Consider the following 20,942-nt stretch of genomic DNA (forward strand, 5'->3'; position numbering starts at 1 on the left):
ATAAGCTAAATAAACCGCCATATTTTGTTGCGTAATTTTTCGTAGCAAAGTATGGCGAATTTTATATAAAACGCACGCTTGACTTATTTATTGGAACGATTTAGTATATTTCAATAACGAACAAAATAATGTGCAATCTAAAAGTAATTCTCGCTTAGCCAGTAAAGCAAGATACGAAAAGGCACACGTCTAGTGCTCGGCGCTGAGGCATTAGCAAAATGGTTGTTCATGAGTGAAAGGAGTAAACGACGCTGTTTGCGGCAGAAGTCTGGCGTTGCTATATATCAAATGGTGCATTGGGCGGTATGCCCAAGAACCTTTAAGTTTCTCTAAATATTTCTAAGGAAGAACAACGATGTTGAAACTAAAAAAGTTTGGAGCAATCTCTGTGATGCTCGTTGCTGCGCTTTCGCTTACCGCATGTGGTGGCGGCACAAGCTCCACGAGTAATGCTCAAGGTAAAACAACCGTTTCTGTTTGGCATTATTGGGATGGCGCTAATGCAGATGCCTTCGATAAAAAAGTAAAAGCATTTAATGCTTCGCACAAGAACATTGAGATTAAAACTACAAATGTTCCTAATGCTGATTTCTTAACAAAATTACGCGCATCTGCTACGTCAAATACTTTGCCTGATATGGCCATAGGTGATTTGATTTGGATGCCTCAAATGGCACAAATTGGTAAGTCTGCAGACTTAAAAAAGCTTCTCAAGCCTGAAGTAATTGACAATATTAACCCTGCATTAAAGAATTTTGGGTCAATTGATGGTCGCTTAGTATCCGTTCCAATGTCAGCCAATAATCTTGCTTATATGTACAATCGCACAATATTTAAGAAGGCTGGTTTAGATCCAGATAAGCCGCCAAAAACTTGGGCTGAATTAAAGCAAATGGCAAAGCAAATCAAAGATAAGACTGGTCTTCCAGGATACGATTTGCCAACCGAAGCAGGAGACAGCGGTGAGGCTCTTACCTGGAACTTCCAAGTCAATCTTTGGCAAGCTGGGGGTGAATTCTTAAAGAAAGATAACTCTGCTGCTGCTTTTAACACTCCTGCAGGTAAGAAAGCTGCCAATTTCTGGATGGATCTTATTAAAAGTGGAGTGAGCCCATATGCTGGATGGGGCAAGTTTGAAAAAGGTAAAGGTGGTTCTGCGCAGGAAGGTTCTTGGATGGTAGGTATTTGGGCAGCGGATCCTCCATTTGATTTTGCTGCAGCTCCTTTACCAACTCCTGAAGGTGGTAAACCATCTACTAATCTTGGCGGAGAACAAGCCATGTTGTTTAACAATGATGATGCAAAAGTAAAAGCTGCTGCTGAATTTGTGACTTGGTTCTTGCAGGACAAGCAAGTGCTTGATTGGTGTGAATCTACTGGTTTCCTGCCTGCGACAAAGAGTGCTGCTAACAATGCAGAGTATCGTTCATGGGTTGAAAAGAAAGAGCCTCGCTTACTTCCATATATTGAACAAATGGCAACTGCTCATACTCGTCCAAACACCAAACTATATCCACAGATTTCGTTGGCATTCGCAAAGGAAATGGAAAAAGCATTTTCTGGCGAAGTAAATGTTGGAACTGCATTAAAGAATGCAGAAAAAGCAGTCAACGAAGTAATATCGCAAGGTAAGTAATCATGCGTAATCCGATAGTACAGTTGAAAAAGAACAAGTCAGCTGCTAATGCAGAAGCAAAGGCTAGTAATGGTAAGCTGATTCGTGATAGTCGTAAAACTGTAGGTAAATGGGAGCAAATTCTCACAGCATGGGGATTGTTGCTTCCTGGATTAGTGATTCTCGTCATCTTCACTTTTTATCCAATTATTTCTGCAGCTTATACGAGCTTAACAAATTGGAACGGGTTTTCTGTAAATCCAGATTTTATTGGATTGAAGAATTATGTGAAACTATCTCAAGATCCAGAATTTTGGAATAGTTTAACCGTGACTGTTATCTATGCATTTGGTGTAGCTGTGCTATCGGTTGTTTCGGGGTTGCTTTTTGCGGTATTACTAGATGCGCCAATTCGCGCTCGCGGATTGTATCGCACTATATATTTCCTTCCTGTCGTTACCTCCTCGGTGGCTGTAGCAATTGTGTGGAAATATATGTTGGATCCATCGGGTCTTGTAAATTCTGTACTCTCATCCCTAGGTATTGCAGGACCCGACTGGCTCCACAACAAGTGGCTAGCATTACTTGCTACTACACTCCTTACAGTTTGGAAGAACTTAGGTTTTAATATCATTCTATATTTGACTGCTTTGCAATCTCTTTCTAAGTCGACTTATGAAGCTGCAAGTCTTGATGGTGCTACGAGCTGGCAACAGCTGCGTTATATTACAGTTCCTCTGCTTAGACCAATGACATTCTTTGTGGTTGTGCAAGCGCTGATTAGTAGTTTCCAATCATTTGATTTAATTTATGTGTTTACTGAAGGCGGTCCTCGAGGTGGCACTGACGTACTAGGAATGTTTATGTATCGTCAAGCATTTAGGTTAGGCAATTTCGGTTATGGTACGGCAATTGCTATAGCGTCGCTGGTGTTAGTTCTTATCGTAACTCTTGTGCAATGGAAGGTAAGTAATGCAGAAAATAAGTAAGGTTTTTACGAGATTGCGTTCGTTGCATCTTGCTCGGCATATTGTACTCATTATCGGTGCAGCTTCGGTACTTATTCCATTTATGTGGATGTTTACAACGTCGTTGCAAACAAAAGCCGAAACGTATGCCGTTCAGTCAGTGATTCCAACATCATGGCATTGGGAAAATTATCTGCATGCGTGGCAAAGCGCTCCGTTTGCAAACTATTATATTAATAGCTTGATCATGTCGGCAATTATTGTAGTTGGTCACCTTGCGTTTGATGCTATGGCAGCTTTTGCTTTTGCGCGATTAGAGTTTCCTGGAAAGAAAATATTATTCGTGCTGCTACTTTCTGCTTTCATGGTTCCTGCTTTCGTAACAGTTATACCTATGTACGGTATTATCGCTCAGTTGCGTTGGATTGATACTATGGCAGCTTTAACAGTTCCGCGTTTGGCTGATGTATTTGGCATTATTTTGCTACGCCAACATTTTACTACTATCCCGCGTGAGCTAGATGAGGCTGCAAGAATTGACGGATGTTCAAGCCTTGGTATTTTTATTAAAGTTATTCTGCCGCTTTCTAAGCCAGCTCTTGCAACTCTTGGTGTATTCTCATTCCTATTTGCATGGAATGATTTTCTGTGGCCTCTGTTGGCTACAAATGCAGAAGAAATGCGTACTATTCAAATCGGCTTGAGTGGTTTTGTTGGACGTTATGGTACGTCATGGAACTATTTAATGGCTGGAACTTTGACGTCAACTTTGCCATCAATTATTATTTTCTTCTTCTTCCAAAAAGCTCTTGAACGAGGAATCGCTTCTACAGGTCTTAAAGATTGAAGAAGTGCTAAGACGTTTACAATTTGTAAAATTTACTATTTTTTAGGAACAAGTCATGCAACCTGAATGGGTAAAATCAAGTGTATTTTATCAGATTTTTCCGGAGCGTTTCGCAAATGCAAATGCCTCTATTAACCCTAATCCTGTAGAATCATGGGATAAATCTCCAACTAGGGACAATTTTTTCGGTGGTGATTTGCAAGGGATCAGTGAGCATCTGTCATATCTTGCGGATATGGGTGTCAATGCTTTGTATCTTACTCCAATTTTCCAAGCGGATACGAATCATCGCTATGATGCCACTGATTATTTCAAAATTGATTCACGTCTTGGTAATGATGCAGATTTTGATGAGTTTATTAAGCGTGCTCATGAATTGCAGATTCGTGTAGTTTTAGATGGTGTATTCAATCATTGTGGAATAGGCCACTGGGCGTTTCAAGATGTTGTACGTAACGGCGAACAATCGCAATATGTTAATTGGTTTTCGGTAGAGGGCTTTCCTGTAGTGTCTCATCCGGAACCGAATTATAAAACATGTTCCGGCTGTTACTATTTACCAAAATGGAATGTATATAATCCAGAAGTACGTAGACATCACTATAACGTTGCTAAATATTGGTTAAATCGTGGTATTGATGGCTGGCGTTTAGATGTTCCATATTTCGTCAATAAAACATTTTGGAAGGGTTTCCATAAAGTAGTGAAATCTTTTGGGGATGATAAATACTTAGTAGCTGAAGAATGGCGTAACCCTTCTCAATGGCTTACTCCGGAACTTATGGATGGAACCATGAATTATACAGTTCGTGATTTAGTCCTAGGTTTTTGCGCTGATGAAACGTTGGATGCTTATGATTTTGCAGATGGTATGAATGCTTTGTATAACGATATTCCAGAAGAACATCGTTCTTGTATGTTGAATTTGCTTGGGAGTCACGATACTGAGCGATTGCTTACGCGTACAAAAGCTCATGAATATGCTTGGGATACGTCTGCTGAAGACGCTGAGAATTTAGCTTATGCGCTGTTATTTGCTGCTGATGGCGCTCCTATGGTGTATTACGGCGATGAAAATGGTATGGAAGGAGAAAATGATCCGGGTTGCCGCGCTCCTATGATTTGGAATGAGAATGCTTGGAATTTATCTGTTCGTAAAACAGTTTGCAAATTAATGCGTCTACGTAGAGAAAATGCTGCTCTCCAATATGGCAGGCAGCATGTAGCTGCTTTAGGTAAACATACTGTGTGTATTACGCGCAACTTACCTTCGGGGCGTGCATGCTTATGTTTAGTGCATCGCGGATCTGGAGCTTACATCAATTGTGATGATTTGCCGGTGCGTATGGATCGTTCGCTATTTGGTGTGCCAAGTATAATAGGTAAGCAATACCGTATGGGAGAAAAATCCATTATATTATATGAAGGTGAAGCAGTGGGGAAGCTATGAATGTTCGTAGAGTGACTATTAAGGATGTTGCAGAAAAAGCTAATGTTTCCAAGTCTGCAGTATCTTTTGCATATAATGATCCGTCAAAACTATCTGAGGCGACGGTTGAACATATTATGCAAACTGCTGAAGAAATGGGATATGTGCGAAGTGCAACAGCTAGAGCATTGCGTACGAATTCTTCGAATGCTTTGGGCTTGTTGCTGCCGCAAGGTATTGATACGATTTTGCAAAATCCCTATTATTCACTTTTGATTCAGGGCATTGGGCAGGTTTGCCAGTCGGAAGGCTACACTTTGATGCTTGTTCCTCCGCTAAGAGGTTCAATGTTAAAAGCTATTCCTACAGCTGCAGTAAGTGGTTTTATAATTTGCGGCTTGGAAGCTGAACGTGCAGAAGTTGTTGAAATTTTGAATAAGCATGTTCCTGTAGTGATTGTGGATCCTGCTCAACCTATTAACGTTCCGACTGTAGAAGTTGACGATGAGCATGATTTTGAAGATTTAGTAGATCGACTTATTGATTTAGGTCATAGAAATATTGGTATTGCGGCAATTGAAACGAAATCGCATACTGATTATCCTGGGTGGCAAGGAATAGTTGGTAGGCGCATGGCAAGTGTTGTGCGCGCGCTTAAAAAGCATAACTTATCGCCGGAAGATAAAGAAATTACCGTTATAGAAACGCCCTGCACATATCAGGGTGGCACTGATGTTTTCAATAAAATGTGGAATGATACTAATCTCGAATACAGACCTACTGCGATTGTGTCGTTTAGCGACATTATTGCGCTAGGCGTGCTTGGAGCAGCTCAACAACAAGGGCTACGTGTGCCTGAGGACCTTTCCATTACTGGTTATGATGATTTGCCTTTGTCTACAATTTGTACGCCACGATTAACTACGGTTCATCAGCCAATTACTTCAAAAGGACGTTTGGCTGCAGAAAGTTTGATTGATCAAATACGCTTTGATGAAGAAGCTTTGCCTGTTTCGCATAAAAAACTAGGAACTGCCCTCATCGTGCGTGAATCGGTTGGGGCAGCTCCTCTTAAGAAGTAATTGGCTTAATATATTTTGCAGTTTTGACTAGAAGTTGCCGCCGTTCCAACCCCAGTCAGTAGTTGCAGTGTAACGAATATAAGTGCGATCCTGTGGAATCCCAAGCTCTCGCTCTAAAGCTGCCATAATCTGCTCAGTTAACTTTTCCCAAGCAGACCCTGGCACGCTGGAACCAAACACGTTCACCTCAACGTAAGCTGCAGGCTTAGTATTGTCTCCTGCAAAATAAATCGGCATATTGTCCTCGAATGGGCACATGAGCCAATGCTCGCTTTTTCCTGGAACTGCGCTAATTGCTTTGCCATAAGCAGCTTTTAATGCGTCACGCTGGGCAGGTGTTGTGCTTACAGAAACATGAGTATGAATAACTGGCATAATCGCTCCTTTGCTAAATTTAGTAAGCTTTATTACGTAACAATTATATATGTTATTTGTTAGCAGCCGCGTGTTTAATGGATATTATGAAAAAGCTTATTGAACAGGTTGTAAAGTTTGGAATTGTGGGCATTATTGCCCTTATTATTGACGTTGCGCTACTCAATTTATTAATGCTTGCGCACTTAAATAATGTGGTTGCGGGTACGATTTCTTTCGTAATCTCACTTATCTTCAACTATATTGCCAGTATGAAATACGTCTTTAAACATCGTGAAGATATGGCAAAGTGGATGGAGCTTCTGATTTTTGTTATTTCCGCAGTCATAGGTTTGCTTATAAACGATTTGATTATTTGGGCTAGTACGTTAGGAATGGCTGAAACTTTACGCGGATCTGCAGTATACGTTTTGCGCACAAATATAGGAAAACTTGTAGCTACTGTTGTTGTTGCTGTGTGGAATTTTGTTATACGAAAGTGGCTGCTCGATGATACTAAATCTCAACAGCCTGGGTATGTTGCGCAAGAAGATACGAGTTTTGCTCACCGCTTGGGAATGTGGTCGCTTAATCATACAAAAAACCGCAAGTAATTGGTTTAATCTTTTAAACAGAAAGTAGAACGCAATGCCAGCTACGACAATTCATTTTGTGCGTCATGGAGAAGTTGATAATCCAAATCACGTGTTGTATGAGCGTCTTCCTGGATTTCATCTTTCGGCTCGCGGAGTGAGGATGGCGCAAGCTACAGCAAAATATATTGCCACTGTTCCGCAAATGCGCGGAATTACTGCAATTTATTCGTCTCCTCTTGAGCGGACTCGTGAAACAGCGCGTGAAATCGAAAATGCTTTGCGCAATATTGCAGATTCTGCCTATGTAAAAGCGCACTGTGATGAAGATTCTGCGCAATCTCAAGAAAGCGACATTATTTTAGATAAACGCTTAATTGAAGCTGGAAATAATTTCCGCGGAAAACGCATAGGCTACGGTGAAGGCGCGCTGTGGAAAAACGACAATTGGAAGCTTGTTGCGAATTTGTGGAAGCCAAGTTGGGGAGAAAGCTACCGCAGTATTGCTACTCGCGTTGGTGATTTTGTGCGCGAGCAGGTTCGTAAGCATCCTGGTGAGCAAATCGTTGCAGTTACTCATGAGTCGCCAATCTGGTCTTATAGACACCTACTGGAAACCGGTCACGCTGAACATAATATGCTTCTTCGTCACACGGCTTTAGCTTCGATTACTTCTATTACTTACGATTGTGAGACTTTGCGTGTGCTTTCAATTACGTATGTTGATCCTGCTGGGCGAGTGAAGTAAGTAACATATAATGCGAAGGAGCATTGAAATGGTTAATTCTGTTGATTCTGTCAAAGATTCTGAAGATATTAAAAATAATGAAAAAAGTATGCTAATGCTGAATGATGCAGCGCAATCTGCCGCAAAACTAACAGAATTATGGCCATTGACGGAAGCGCGACATTTAGATAACGACGCAAAATATGCGGAAAATCTTGAGGTGCGCTCAATGCGAGCAATAGCACGAATACTCACGAATCTTGACGTTACCGTTCCGGATGCTGAATTTGTGTATGAAGGCGCGGATGAAATTCCTGGACGTCCGCAAGAAATAGTAGACGCGCTACTTGCTGCCGCCGATGCTTACGACAATATGGATTCATGCTATGAGCCTAACTATGATGAACCAGAAGAAGAAATACTAGAAAATAGTAATAATATAAATTCTATTTTTAGTAAGATTGCATCTCATTCTGCCGAAGATTCTAATGCAATAAATGCAGCAGCCGATACGTTAAATGTTGAAGGTAATTGGAGTATTAACAATATCGACTTTGCAATTAATTATGCGAAACAAATGGTTTCTTGTTATGAAAATAAATCATTGGAAACGCAAAAAATTATTGTAGTTTTAAGCTTATTAACAAATCTAATTAAAAAAACTAACGAGATTTGCGAAACTTTACCAATCTTCTTATATATTAACGAAATATGTGAGTGTGCTGGTTTGCCGCGAATGATGTTCAAGGATGCTCAATGGCGTGAGATTGTTGATTGTGTGCGCAATTCTAGTGATAAGTGTAATTGTGATATAAGTGCGTTGGTCAATTTTATTTCGCCGCTGCTTATTTCAGAGTGGGAAAAGCATCGTGAAGACGTGCTGTGGGATCCTGAAGTTGCGAAGAAGCTCGCAAAAGAAGAGGATGATAGAAAGTCCCGCGAGGCTCTTGCTGCGAAGTTTGCGCACGTTGAGGGTAATAAAGAATCTACGCAGGCGCTTGATTAGTTTTTAGGTTGACTTATGTTTGATGCGAATGCTGCACGTCCGTAACGCGCGGCACAATGGAACCTATGACTGATATCGAGGAAACTCAAGAAGTTGCTAATAATGCAACAAAATCCGCAAAGCCTGAACTTCCAAAGAATGTTCGCGTGCGTTTTTGCCCTTCGCCAACCGGTACACCTCACGTAGGTATGGTTCGTACCGCGCTATTTAACTGGGCGGAGGCTCGCCATACTCACGGCAAATTGCTGTTCCGTATTGAAGATACCGATAATGAGCGCGATAGTGAGGAAAGCTACCAGCAGATTATTGAGGCTCTTCGTTGGCTCAATATTGATTGGGACGAGGGCATTGATGTTGGTGGAGATAACGGACCGTATCGCCAGTCCCAGCGCATGGAAATTTATAAAGACGTAGCACAAAAGCTTTTTGAAGCAGGATACGCTTATGAATCCTTCTCTACTCCTGAAGAAATTAAGGAGCGTAATATTGCTGCTGGCCGTCCTGCTGAATTTGGTTACGATGGCTACGATCGCAATCTTACGGAAGAACAGAAGCAAGCTTTCCGCGACGAAGGTCGCAAACCTGCACTTCGCTTGAAGATGCCAAATGAAGACATTACTTTTAACGATTTAATTCGTGGCGAAATCACCTTTAAAGCTGGATCTGTTCCAGATTATGTGATTGTGCGCCCGAATGGCGATCCACTTTATACGCTTACAAACCCTGTTGACGATGCGTTAATGGATGTGAACGTTGTTTTGCGCGGTGAAGATATTCTTAGCTCCACGCCTCGTCAGATTGTGCTTTACCGTTACCTTATGGAGATGGGCATTGCTAAGGAAACTCCACTTTACGGCCATATGCCTTACGTTATGGGCGAAGGTAAGAAGAAGCTTTCCAAGAGAGACCCTGAGTCCAACTTGTTCTTGCATAGAGATAACGGATTTATTCCAGAAGGCTTACTGAACTACTTGGCTTTGCTTGGCTGGTCGATCGCTCCTGATCGTGACGTGTTCACTATGGACGAAATGATTGAAAAGTTCGATGTGCGAGACGTTAAGGCAAATCCTGCACACTTTGACTTAGACAAGGCGATTTCCATCAACGCTGAGCATATTCGTATGCTCGATCCGCAAGATTTCTTGAATCGTTCTGTGCCTTACTTGCATAAGGATGGCGTAGTTAGCGCAGATAATTGGGATGCGTTAACTGACCGTGAGCGTGAAGTACTCACAGCTGCAGCTCCTCTTGTACAGCCTCGCGTGCGTTTGCTTGGTGAAGTCGCTGGAATGGTTGGAAGCCTGTTAAGCGAAGATGGCTACATTGCTCCAGATGACGACGCTCGTAAACAGTTGAAGGAATCTGCAGGCGAGGTTCTTGACGCTGCGCTCGCTGCTTTGAAGGGTGTTGATGCCGCTGATTGGCATACTGATTCCTTGCATGAGCTTTTGAATAAGAAGCTTGTTGAGGAAGCTGGTTACAAGCCGCGCTTGGCATTTGGTCCTGTGCGAGTTGCACTTTCTGGCCGTCGCGTTTCTCCGCCACTGTTTGAGTCCATGGAAATCGTGGGCAAAGACGTGACTTTGGCGCGTTTAGCTGGATTGCGTGAGCATTTGTAAATCACCAATAATTTATAAGCTCAAATAAAATTTGAACAAGGTGGGAACGTGGCACTATTGCTACGTTCCCGCTTTTTTATTTGTTTTATGTTTCGTTTAATATATTTTCGACACGCCGCGGTTGCGTATTGAGTTGTTATGTTGTAAAGTCGCTATTTGTTGCGTCAAGAGGCGTAGCTGATAAATGAAAGCCCCCGTCGTCTAGCGGTCTAGGACTACGCCCTCTCACGGCGCCAACACCGGTTCAAATCCGGTCGGGGGTACGAAGACGGAACGGTCCCAAGAGCCGCGAAGCCTGCCAATTGGGGTATGGTGTAATTGGCAACACAGGTGATTCTGGTTCATCCATTCTTGGTTCGAGTCCAGGTACCCCAGCGAATAGCTCTCGTAGAACGAGGGCTTTTTTGTTATCTATCTGTATTCCTGCGATTTGCCTCAGCGCGCGACCTTTTCTTTACGCGGCTGTAAAGTTTTGGTCGGATTAAGGTGATAAAACGGCAGTTTCTTTACATGCGTGCTCAGTTTTTGCCGTTTACCGCGCTTGTACACGCTTATCCCGTTTACTACGCTTGCCGCACGCTTCTTATGCAGCCTTAAAATCAAAAACCCCGGTGCGTGACCGGGGTTAGAGAAAGAAGAGAAGAAGAGAGGTTTAAGTTATTAAAGTCAAATTCAACTACTTGCTTGTAGTTTATTTCCTTTTGATGTATATATAATAACCACCTTATGCTGAGTGCAGTAATGCGATTACCTGTGAATTGTCTGTGAATTTGTAACTATTTTACTGAAATTGCACGTTTTTATCGCTTTTGGGTTATTTCTTATCAGTATTTGCTTAATTTAGTATTTTTGAATGTAAATAATTTATGTAAACTTGCGAACAAAATTGAGTGAGTCGCGGCATATCTGCCGTATGCTTAAAGTATGACTGATTCTGCACAATCCGAAGCTAATGCATCTGCGGCACTTCCTTTATCTGTTTCGGCGCGTTTAGGACGTTTGCAGTTCCATCTTTCTGGTAAATTCCGAGTGCTTCAGTGTGCAGATGTTCAAGATGGGCTACGTATTTCACAAGATACTATTCGACTTATTGCTTCTGCTTGCGATGCTGTGCGACCAGATCTTGTAGTTTTTAGCGGAAACCAGATTGCAGGTTATGAAAAAGTATTTGCAAAAACTTTTCAGCGTAGACGCTGGCAGGAATCTTCCGATATTTCGTCTTCTGATAAGAAGCAATTGGTTGATAAAGTGCACGAATTCGTTGCTAAGTTAATGAAGCCACTAGAAGATCGCAGTATTCCATGGGTTGTTACTTATGGTAATCATGATTTCCAGTGCGGTCTAAATAATGAAGAGCTTGATAAGATATATCAAGATTTTCCATGTTGCATGAATCGTAGTGCTTCTAGTACATCTTCTGCAAGTGCTATGCAATCGACAAAATGTGTGTTGCCAAAGCAGATTATTTTTACATGCGAGCCTGGTACTTTTGCCTTGCCTGTTATGGATGAAAAGCATGAAAAGGTTGTTTTTTCAATAGTTTTAGTTGATTCTGGAGATTATGCTAAATCAGGCGGCTATGGTAGCCCTTCTAAAAAAACTATCGAGTTTATTTCTGGTCTTTCTTCTTATTTGCCTGAGCATATTTGTGTTTTTCAGCATTTTCCATTGCCGCAATATTATCGTGTTCTTCGTGAAGTTCCGCAAGAACTTGCTGCGCGCGAACATGCTATCGAGGGGTATCGTACTTTTGCTGGCCGCTATTATGCTCTTGACGAAAAACATGTTCTGCCCGATGGGTATTTAGGTGAAGGAATTAGCTGCCCTGACGTCGATAGTGGCGAATATGCTGCTTTGCTTGATGCCGGAGCTTTTGCGCTAATTGCCGGTCACGATCACCGCAATTCTTTCGCAGCTAAAGATCCCGAGAGTAATATGCTATTTGTTGCTACTCCTACATGTGGTTTTGGATCTTACGGCCCTGAACCTGCTAAAAGAGGCGTGCGCTTGCTCGAATTTGATATTCGTCATCCGTTTGAACCGCGTACGCAAATGCTTGAATTTGGGAATCTTGTTGGCAAACCTTCTTCCAAAAAAGCCTATACTTATGCTCTTACAGCTGAGTCTGAGCATGAATTGCCAGAAGTAGATTTATTGCGTAAACCATCATTGCTTACTAGATTGATTCGTCGATGGCGTCAACGATCTACGCGCTAATTTAATCAGTTTTAATAGATTGCATGAGCGCGTTGGCAAATATGCCGGTATTATAGTGAATAGTGTTTTAGCGCGAACGAAAGAGGTAAATGTGTCCGCACACAATACGGCTGAACAGAACAACAATAGTGGCATTGACGCTGCAGATGTGTTGCATGTAGAAGGTGGTAAGCCGCTTAATGGCACTATTAAAGTGCGTGGCGCAAAAAACTTTGTTAGCAAAGCTATGGTTGCAGCTTTGTTGGCACCAGGTAAGTCTGTTCTAAAAAACGTTCCTGAAATTCGCGATGTTCATGTAGTTTCTGATCTGTTGCGTTTGCATGGTGTTGACGTTGAGGTTAATGGGCCTGAAGGCATTGTGACAATTGATGCCACAAAAGTGCAGCTCGCAGATGTAGCTGACGTCGACACTCTTTCTGGTTCGTCTCGTATTCCAATTCTTTTTTCTGGTCCTCTTCTTCATCGTCTTGGAGAAGCGTTTATTCCTGCGCTTGGAGGATGCAATATTGGTGGTCGTCCAATTGATTTTCATCTTGAGACGTTGCGTAAACTTGGTGCAAATGTAGATAAAGATCATGAGGATGGTATACATATTACTGCACCTAATGGCTTACATGGCACTAAAATTCATTTGCCTTATCCTTCTGTCGGTGCAACCGAGCAGACTTTGCTTGCAGCGGTTCTTGCAGAAGGTCGTACAGAGCTTTCCGGAGCTGCAATTGAGCCAGAAATCATGGATTTGGTAGCCGTTTTGCAAAAGATGGGTGCGATTATTTCTGTAGACGTTGACCGTACTTTCCGTATTGAAGGAGTAAAAGAGCTTCAAGGATACACTCATACGTCATTAACTGATCGCATTGAAGCAGCTTCTTGGGCTTCTGCTGCTCTTGCAACACACGGAGATGTGTTTATTAAGGGCGCAACTCAGCCAGAAATGATGACTTTCTTAAACGTGTTCCGTAAAGTTGGCGGACAGTTTGATGTTACAGATAAAGGAATTCGTTTTTGGCATCCGGGTGGGGATTTGCATCCTGTTGCTATTGAAACCGATGTACATCCTGGTTTTATGACTGATTGGCAGCAGCCTCTTGTTGTTGCGCTTACTCAAGCGAAGGGCTTGAGTATTGTGCATGAAACTGTTTATGAAAATCGTTTTGGCTTCACGAAGCCACTTGTGCAAATGGGAGCTATGATTCAGCTTTATCGTGAATGCTTAGGTTCGCTTCCTTGCAGGTTCCAGCAGCGCAATTACAAGCATTCTGCAGTTATTTTCGGACCTACTCCGTTGACAGGTCAAGATATTGACGTACCTGATTTGCGCGGAGGCTTTAGCCATTTGATTGCAGCTCTTACTGCTCAAGGTCCGTCGAATGTGCGCGGAATTTCGCTAATTGATCGAGGATATGCAGATTTTAGAGGCAAACTTTTAGCTTTGGGCGCTAATATTGACTGATATATTCTTCTACTTCTTCTACAAAACGTGAGTTTTGTAGGTTTATAAGCTTTTATCCACAATGCTATAAAAAGCTTTTTTACGCATAAATTTATCGGTACAGTAGTCGCAACTGTAATTCAATTACTCAAAAAATTAACTGAAATATTTGATGAGTAGTTGTAGTTTTCAATATTGCGGAGGCGTAACGATGGTTTGTGTAGGCGGACGCTATCAGCTGCTTGGTGAGCTGGGGCGTGGTGGCACTTCAACAGTCTTTCTTGCTGTTGACACCGTTTTGCACAAGCAATGGGCTGTTAAAGAAACGCTTCTGCAAGGAGACGAAGAGTATCAACAGCATATTATTCAATCCTTACGCGCTGAAGCGAATGTTTTAAAGGAATGCGATCATCCAGCTATTCCGCGAATTGTTGATTTTTTTGAAGAAAATGGTAGAGCTTATGCTGTTCGCGATTATGTAAAGGGGCGTTCTTTAAAATCTATTGTAGAAGAATCTGGATTGCAAAATGTTGAAATTGTTCTTGATTTAGGTATGCAACTTTGCTCAATACTTTCTTATTTACATTCGCATTATCCGCCAATTATATACGGTGATCTTAAGCCTTCTCAGGTTATGATTTCAGAAGATGGCACAGTCCGTTTGATTGATTTTGGTGCTGCAACGCAATTATATGCAAACGGGGGAGTGCTTGATTTACGCACAATAGACCAGTGCGACGCTCGATTTGCTACTAATATTTTTACTGCTCCTGAAATTTTGAATGAAAACTCTGCAGCAACTACTTCAAGCGATGTGTATTCGATTGGAATGACATTGCGTTACGCATTATTGCCAGCTGAAGTGTCTAAAACAGACGTGCAATCTGCTGTACTATTGCCTCATGAGAATCGTGAAGTAGTAGAACAATTGGTGTCTGTGCTCGCAATAGCTACAGCTACTAAACCATCTCATAGATATAAAGATTGCGAAGAAATGTTTTCTGCACTGGAAGCGTGTGAGCATACAGAAAAACATTCACAACAATGCGACACCTCTACGAATGTATTGCGACGTAAACAATGCAAAAATAGTTCTAAGCCTGGAAAAAAGCGCTATGCAATTACGGCATTAATTGTTATAGTGCTAGTTTTTATAGTAATTTTATTCAACTGCTTAGGTTTATTTGTGGGGAATGCTTTTGTAAATCGAAATAAGCAATCTTTTAATGGTGAGCCAAGTAGTAAAAGAATTGAAGCAATACGCAAAAATAATAAAAGTTACGATTCTTACATGCAATTAGCTGAGCGTGAAAGCAATTCGGATATTGCGTGTCGATATATTTCTCATGCAATGCAAGTGCAAAATAGCATGCGCAATAAGAAATATATAAGCAAAATGTCATTTAAACCTCTCCAAATTTTATTGCAAATTCAACTTGCAGATCAGCAATGGAGTGTCAACGAAGAGCAATGTTTTGTTGGTTTGATTAATAAATACGAGCAAAACTTGCGTCCTGTAAATAAAGATTGGTCGAATATTTCTATAGAAATAGGCAAAGCGTATTGGTACTATTTTGCAGGATTTTCTGGAAAAGTTTCGCAAACAGAACGATTATCTCGTATGCGAGTAGCAAAAGTATGGTTCCAAGAGGCTCAAAAATATGAGAAGGATGCGAATGAAACGTCTTCGCAAACTGTAGAAACTAATTCTGATGACATATCGCATACTGTTTCAAATCAAAAAATGTTAAGCGCGTACATCGCTATTTCTGACGCTTATGCGCAACTTGTTGATGTTTCTAAAGATTGTGCAAGCGTAGAAAGATATAAAAATTATGTGAATCAATTACAGCAGTTAATGCAAATTGTTGAGAAAGATCACGGAGACGTCTTATTCGTGGATACTGGAGAACTAGTTTTGCAATCAATTCATTCGTGGTTGCCAATGTTCCTAGAAAGTGGATCCAGTAAACAAGAAATTCAGCAAATGTGCGAAAAGGCAGAATATCTTCTTAAACAAGCGCATGTGTCAAATGATGAAGCTGTAAGTAGAAAGAAAAACGCAATCGACAGTGTCAAAAAAGTTCAAGACGAAATTAATCTAGCTTTTTTGCAAAAGAAATAAAAGAAATAATAAAAAAGGGGGGAATAAATGTGTAAACAAAGAAATTTGGGGGATATGTGTTTTTTCAAGCGACTTAAATGCGGTTGCGCTCGCATTGGTGTCTATATTGGGATTATTGCATTTATTAGTGTTGCTATAGTTGCTGCATTATTGCCACTTAATTCTATTGCGTATGCGAAAAACAGCTATAACGCAGCCAAAGGATTGCATATAGCAAATGTTTCTGTTATGACAAAACAGAAAACTGTTCGCACTCAAGGCGAGTACATGTTTACTAAACGTTCTGCTTCGCTACTTATAACTTTTGATGGATTGGACGCTTCGGAAATTAGGAACGCGCATAAAGCTACTGTTAGCGTTGGAAGATATCAAATAGTGAGTGCCAAAGCTGATTTAGCTAAGATTGAGGCGGTGTCGTCGCTAGTTAATATTCGTTATAAGATCCGACCTCGAGTATTAGGAATAGTAAGAGTTGAATTGCAAAAAGAAGGAATATATGATTTGCAAGATATCTCTATAAGACTTGCTGCTGTAACAATGCATCCTAAACGCATATGGGGAGGAGTTGACTCTAATCCTCATGTTTCAAAGCAAACTAACTATATTTCTAATGAAAATAGACTTTCTGGCAACAAATTGTGCTCTCGTAAGCCAATATTAAGCATTCCTGATTCAGTTCTGAATGCCTCAGATTTAACAAAAGATAACTCTTATAGCAAGCGTTCACGATATATTGTTATTGATAAAATTGCTCCTCGCTTGAGTGTTAGCTATGATAACAACGCATCGTATGAAGGCAAATATTTTCGTAATAATCGAGCTTCAAGAATATTAATACAGGATGATTCGTTCGTTTTCTCGTATTTGCTTCATGATTCTTATCCTATTGCGAAAGTTTTTGCTGATGGTAAACAGGTTATGGTACTTACAGCTAAAAGCTTTAAAAACGATGGCGTGCATACAAATATGTGGTATGCTGATGTTTCTTTTTCGGGGGATGCTTCTTGGAATGTTCGCTATTGTGTTGAAGATCTATCAGGTAATGTGAGTTCTTCTATCAGTAATAAATTCATTATTGATACGCTTGCGCCAACTGTTTCTATTACTGGAGTGCAACAAGGCGGAGCATATTCTCATGCTGTAGTTCCAACATTAGTTATAAAAGATCGTTGGTTAAAACCTGAAAGCGTAACGTATTCTCTGAGAAGAATGCGATATGCTAAGGAATTGCGTTCTTTTGTGCCTAGAAAAGCCGATTCGCAAAGCGTAAGTGTGCAATACGCAGGTTTTTATAATGGAATTCAAGACGATGATGTGTATCAACTTCAGTGGAGTGCTAAAGATTTAGTAGATCATGTTATTTCTGGTAAGTTGCAATTTTCTATAAATAGAAGCGGTTCATCATTTAGTATAGATAGTTCCACTAAAGCAATGAATCGTAAACAATTGCAAAATGCTAAAGATATTCATATTGAAGAACTCAATCCTAGCGGATTGGCAAGTCCTGCAAAAATTAGTGTTATGCAAGACGGTGTAGAGAAGATTTTGTCAAAACAGGATTTTTCTGTAAACAGTCGCATAGATCATGGCTGGCAACGATTGACTTACACTATTTTTAAACGGAATTTTGCCGATAATGCTCATTATCGTGTACGTGTTATGTCAGTCGACAAGGCAGGAAATCATTCTTGTAGCGAAAATGCAGTTAGCAAAAAAGAAGGAATGTTGCAATTTGCACCAGCTTCCGTGCAATTTACAGTAGATAATCTTGCTCCAATCGCAACAGTGTTTGATATGCAAAATAATTCTACTTATCACACTAATAAAGAAGGAAAAACTTTACGTATTAGTGCAAAAGATAACATAGCATTGCAATATGTAACGATCGATGTTGATGGTAAAACAAATCATATTTGGAACGGTAAAGATGTGAATAAATCAGTTTTATCTACAAAACTAAAACCAGACGGTTTTACTCATGACGTATTAGTAAAAGCTGCAGATTATGCGGGAAATATAACAGCTTTGCAATATAAAAATGTAAAAATTGTTTCTATTGCAAATAAGCTTGTAAAAAAATCTGAAGCAGATAAAAAATCTAAAAATAGCGAGAGTAAAGACACTGATAGTTCTGATGATGGTTCAGATGATGGCTCCGACAATAGCTCCGATAACGATGATTGGATAGCTCGTTCGCAAGTGAAAAAATCGGAAAAATCTTTTGAAAATGCTGATTCCTTTAAACGAAACTCGGTAAATTATATAGGAATTGTGGCTTATATTTGTGCTGGAATTATAGCAATTCTTTGTGCTGTATTAGGAATTAGCATTATTTTTAAAAAGAAAATTAACGTAAGTAAGCTGTTTTAATAGTTTTAATGGTTTTGATAGTTTCGATAGATTTGATAGGCATTGTGCAAGAAAATAAAAAGCCCACTGCGGTGGAATGAATGCAGTGGGCTTAGTGGAGCTAATGGTAATCGAAACCACGACCTCTTCGATGCGAACGAAGCGCTCTACCAACTGAGCTATAGCCCCAATGTCTAAGACAAATCATCTTACGACAACTCTGCACACTGTACTACAAAGCTTGTATAAAAACAACATTTCTTGTAGTGCAGCGTGCTTGAGTGTCGTAAGTTAAAATACTAGTTTATTTGTTTTCTTTATTAAGTTTTGCTGTTTTCTTTGCTTTGTGTGCTTTGTATAAACCAATAAAAGTTGGCACAAGCGAAATAAGCAAAATTGCAACAATTACTAATTCAAAATTCTTCTGTACGAAATCAATCTTGCCGAAGAAATATCCAAGAAATGTGAAAAGCGACGACCAAATGAGACCGCCTAGTACAGAAAATGGTGTGAAGCGTATCCAACGCATTCCAGAAATTCCGGAAATAAACGGCATAAAAGTGCGTATGAATGGGAAGAATCTACCCAAGAATACTGCCAGCGGACCCCATTTATCAATCATTTTTTCGGTTTTTGCAACTCGTTCTGGAGTGAGCGCTTTTACTTTCCCAGATTCTACAATCTTTCGTCCGAAGAAATGACCAATAAAGTAATTGCACTGATCGCCAATAATTGGGGCTAGCCACACTACGGCAAGTAATAGTGGAAGTGGAAGCGCGCTATGACCTGTTTGAGCGTCAGGAGCTGCAAAAAAGCCTGCTGCAAAAAGAAGTGAATCTCCTGGGAGGAATGGGAAGAATACTACGCCTGTTTCAATAAAAACAATGAGAAAAATAAGGCCTAATGCTGGAGCTGTGCCCATTGCAATCCAACTTGCAATAGCTGAGCGTGGATCCTTGAGTAGGTTAACAATAAAATGAATAAATCCCATAATGTCCTGTCATAAATTTTGCGTATTTAGTGACGCTTGTTAATTAAAAATCAAGCGAAACAACTGTTATTTTGAGCCTAGCAGTCGCCATAAACGGTTGACACTTTTTGTGCACACGCTATCAGTTAATTGCGTTATAACATACAATAATAATTAGTAATGTAATGTTGCATGGTTAAAACTTGAGAAATTGCTTGGCGATTAAAGATTGGCAGGAGAAGTAACGCATGAAGTTAAATGATGAGCATGATGGTGAACATCCACAAAGTTTTGCTCCGCTAAAGCCTAGAAAACGTTCTGCTCGCGTAATCAATGCTAATGAAGTTCCGAAAAAGAATGATGATTCGAAAAGCAAAATTCCTGACGAATATTTAAACATTGGTTTGCCGGAAACAGACCTATCGATTGCTGATTTTTCTCGTAAGCATTCTAATCCAAAGAATTGGTGGATTTATTTTGGCGTTCTGCTTGTTGCTATTGTTATTCCGTATTGGATTGGTCGCACTATGGCAGCTCGTCATACTTCGTGGGTTATTTCGCATTGCTCTGGATTATCTTCGCAAGGTGTTGTTTTTATTTCGTGGGTAATCACAGTGTCTGCTTTTACAAGTCTTGCTATGGCGTTAATTGACACTCATCGTTGGATTTGGCGGATAATGTTTGCTGTTTTTCTGGCTTTAGAACAACTTATTGCCGGATTATGCATGCTAAACATGAGCTTTTGGTATTCGACGTATGTGGTTTATGGTCACGCTTCAGGTTTAGCGAATGCGGCAAATCTTGGCATTATTTCTGCAGGTATTGGAGTAGCTGTATTTGCTGTCATTTTTGTTGGTTTGCTTGTCATTGTTCCTAAAACCTCGGCTTTGAATGTTCTTACGCGTAGTTGGGCGTCGTTCATAATGTTTTATGCGATTGAGGTTTTGGCAATATTAGCGGTTATTTTTGGTGGTTTTTTGACAGCAATGTAATATTTAGATTTTGCGAAAATGAGTTGTTTGCAAGTGGTTGTACAATAGATATTTGGCGTGTAACGCCCGCGGATTGAGAGCGCTACAGCAGAAGGTTGTGGCACCGCGCAGTGATATTAAGGAGGACGCCGTGGCATTAACGGCTGAAGATAAGAAGAACATTATCAACGAATACGCGACGCACGAGGGTGACACGGGTTCCCCAGAAGTGCAGGTCGCTTTGCTTAGCAAGCGCATTGCTGACCTTACTGAGCACTTGAAGGAGCACAAGCACGATCATCATTCTCGTCGTGGTTTGTTGCTTATGGTTGGTGATCGTCGTCGTCTTCTCGATTACTTGAAGCGTGTTGATATCAACCGTTATCGTTCTTTGATTGAACGACTCGGCTTGCGTCGATAGTCTTATTGCCCGGGCTTAAGCTCGGGCTTTTGTATTATTTATACGTTTTGCTTAATTGTTAAATGTATAAATTGTTCACTCATGCGCAATATTTGGGGAAAGTGTAGTGGGCAATATTTAAAATTTATAATTAAAAAGTAATTGATAACTAAAAAGAATTAACAAATAATTCAACACATAATTGAAAATTGAAGCATAACTTAATACGGATGATTGA

The 20,942-nt window shown here is 40.5% G+C and carries 17 protein-coding genes and 3 tRNA genes; 17 read left to right on the forward strand and 3 right to left on the reverse strand.

The features are described from left to right. The first annotated feature begins 355 nt into the window (after nt 1–355). From HXT47_RS01145 to HXT47_RS01165, 5 genes are read left to right on the forward strand one after another with little or no spacing between them, the layout of a single operon-like run. Nucleotides 356–1,636 (forward strand): ABC transporter substrate-binding protein, encoded by a 1,281-nt coding sequence (locus HXT47_RS01145; protein ID WP_004105646.1) that lies wholly within the window; start codon nt 356–358, stop codon nt 1,634–1,636. A 2-nt stretch (nt 1,637–1,638) separates the two neighbouring features. Continuing rightward, complete coding sequence (locus tag HXT47_RS01150) at nt 1,639–2,604, forward strand: carbohydrate ABC transporter permease (RefSeq protein WP_004105644.1); 966 nt, start codon at nt 1,639–1,641, stop codon at nt 2,602–2,604. Beyond that, nucleotides 2,588–3,430, forward strand: coding sequence for a carbohydrate ABC transporter permease (locus tag HXT47_RS01155; protein ID WP_421789134.1), 843 nt, complete (start codon nt 2,588–2,590; stop codon nt 3,428–3,430). Before HXT47_RS01150 ends, HXT47_RS01155 begins: the two co-directional genes overlap by 17 nt. A gap of 55 nt (nt 3,431–3,485) precedes the next feature. After that, nucleotides 3,486–4,880 (forward strand): glycoside hydrolase family 13 protein, encoded by a 1,395-nt coding sequence (locus HXT47_RS01160; RefSeq protein ID WP_004105641.1) that lies wholly within the window; start codon nt 3,486–3,488, stop codon nt 4,878–4,880. Then, entirely contained in the window at nt 4,877–5,941 is a 1,065-nt protein-coding gene (locus tag HXT47_RS01165) for a LacI family DNA-binding transcriptional regulator (RefSeq protein WP_032842347.1), read from the forward strand. Before HXT47_RS01160 ends, HXT47_RS01165 begins: the two co-directional genes overlap by 4 nt. Nucleotides 5,942–5,968: 27 nt before the next feature. Here HXT47_RS01165 and HXT47_RS01170 read toward each other — a convergent pair whose 3' ends face one another. Further along, nucleotides 5,969–6,316, reverse strand: a complete 348-nt coding sequence (locus HXT47_RS01170) for a phenylpyruvate tautomerase MIF-related protein (protein WP_004574134.1) — start codon at nt 6,314–6,316, stop codon at nt 5,969–5,971. Nucleotides 6,317–6,402: 86 nt separating this feature from the next. On the opposite strand from HXT47_RS01170, the gene HXT47_RS01175 reads away from it, so the two are divergent. The 10 genes from HXT47_RS01175 to HXT47_RS01220 all read left to right on the forward strand — a co-directional run bounded on the left by HXT47_RS01175 (nt 6,403) and on the right by HXT47_RS01220 (nt 18,384). Further along, complete coding sequence (locus tag HXT47_RS01175; RefSeq protein WP_032835361.1) at nt 6,403–6,909, forward strand: GtrA family protein; 507 nt, start codon at nt 6,403–6,405, stop codon at nt 6,907–6,909. 34 nt (nt 6,910–6,943) lie between these two features. Continuing rightward, the gene (locus HXT47_RS01180) at nt 6,944–7,636 is read left to right on the forward strand and encodes a histidine phosphatase family protein (RefSeq protein WP_004105630.1); all 693 of its coding nucleotides are present in this window, start codon (nt 6,944–6,946) and stop codon (nt 7,634–7,636) included. Between the two features lie 28 nt (nt 7,637–7,664). Continuing rightward, on the forward strand, nt 7,665–8,621 hold the full coding sequence (locus HXT47_RS01185) for a hypothetical protein (RefSeq protein WP_004105628.1): 957 nt from the start codon (nt 7,665–7,667) through the stop codon (nt 8,619–8,621). 56 nt (nt 8,622–8,677) lie between these two features. Continuing rightward, nucleotides 8,678–10,240: a glutamate--tRNA ligase gene (gene gltX / locus HXT47_RS01190; RefSeq protein ID WP_100209131.1), complete on the forward strand. Its 1,563-nt coding sequence runs from the start codon at nt 8,678–8,680 to the stop codon at nt 10,238–10,240. 190 nt (nt 10,241–10,430) lie between these two features. Then, nucleotides 10,431–10,503: transfer RNA gene (locus HXT47_RS01195), tRNA-Glu, on the forward strand. A 40-nt stretch (nt 10,504–10,543) separates the two neighbouring features. Beyond that, a tRNA-Gln gene (locus HXT47_RS01200) sits at nt 10,544–10,615 on the forward strand. A gap of 549 nt (nt 10,616–11,164) precedes the next feature. Continuing rightward, nucleotides 11,165–12,457: a metallophosphoesterase gene (locus HXT47_RS01205; RefSeq protein ID WP_421789137.1), complete on the forward strand. Its 1,293-nt coding sequence runs from the start codon at nt 11,165–11,167 to the stop codon at nt 12,455–12,457. 91 nt (nt 12,458–12,548) lie between these two features. Further along, a complete protein-coding gene (murA, locus tag HXT47_RS01210; RefSeq protein ID WP_004109784.1) occupies nt 12,549–13,910 on the forward strand; it encodes a UDP-N-acetylglucosamine 1-carboxyvinyltransferase in 1,362 nt (453 codons plus the stop codon). Nucleotides 13,911–14,100: 190 nt separating this feature from the next. Continuing rightward, nucleotides 14,101–16,014: a protein kinase domain-containing protein gene (locus HXT47_RS01215; RefSeq protein ID WP_174164255.1), complete on the forward strand. Its 1,914-nt coding sequence runs from the start codon at nt 14,101–14,103 to the stop codon at nt 16,012–16,014. 27 nt (nt 16,015–16,041) lie between these two features. Continuing rightward, nucleotides 16,042–18,384, forward strand: coding sequence for a hypothetical protein (locus tag HXT47_RS01220; protein WP_174164253.1), 2,343 nt, complete (start codon nt 16,042–16,044; stop codon nt 18,382–18,384). A 95-nt stretch (nt 18,385–18,479) separates the two neighbouring features. Here the strand turns inward: HXT47_RS01220 and HXT47_RS01225 are convergent. Continuing rightward, nucleotides 18,480–18,552 (reverse strand) — tRNA-Ala (locus HXT47_RS01225). Nucleotides 18,553–18,667: 115 nt separating this feature from the next. Further along, nucleotides 18,668–19,354 (reverse strand): DedA family protein, encoded by a 687-nt coding sequence (locus tag HXT47_RS01230; protein WP_004105614.1) that lies wholly within the window; start codon nt 19,352–19,354, stop codon nt 18,668–18,670. Nucleotides 19,355–19,581: 227 nt separating this feature from the next. Here HXT47_RS01230 and HXT47_RS01235 point away from each other — a divergent pair, with 227 nt between their 5' ends. Next, a complete protein-coding gene (locus tag HXT47_RS01235) occupies nt 19,582–20,325 on the forward strand; it encodes a hypothetical protein (protein WP_064340245.1) in 744 nt (247 codons plus the stop codon). A 130-nt stretch (nt 20,326–20,455) separates the two neighbouring features. Then, a complete protein-coding gene (gene rpsO / locus HXT47_RS01240; RefSeq protein WP_004109774.1) occupies nt 20,456–20,725 on the forward strand; it encodes a 30S ribosomal protein S15 in 270 nt (89 codons plus the stop codon). Nucleotides 20,726–20,942: the final 217 nt, after the last annotated feature.

It is taken from the genome of Gardnerella sp. DNF01205, assembly GCF_049244135.1.
In the GTDB taxonomy this organism is placed as follows: Bacteria; Actinomycetota; Actinomycetes; order Actinomycetales; family Bifidobacteriaceae; genus Bifidobacterium; species Bifidobacterium leopoldii.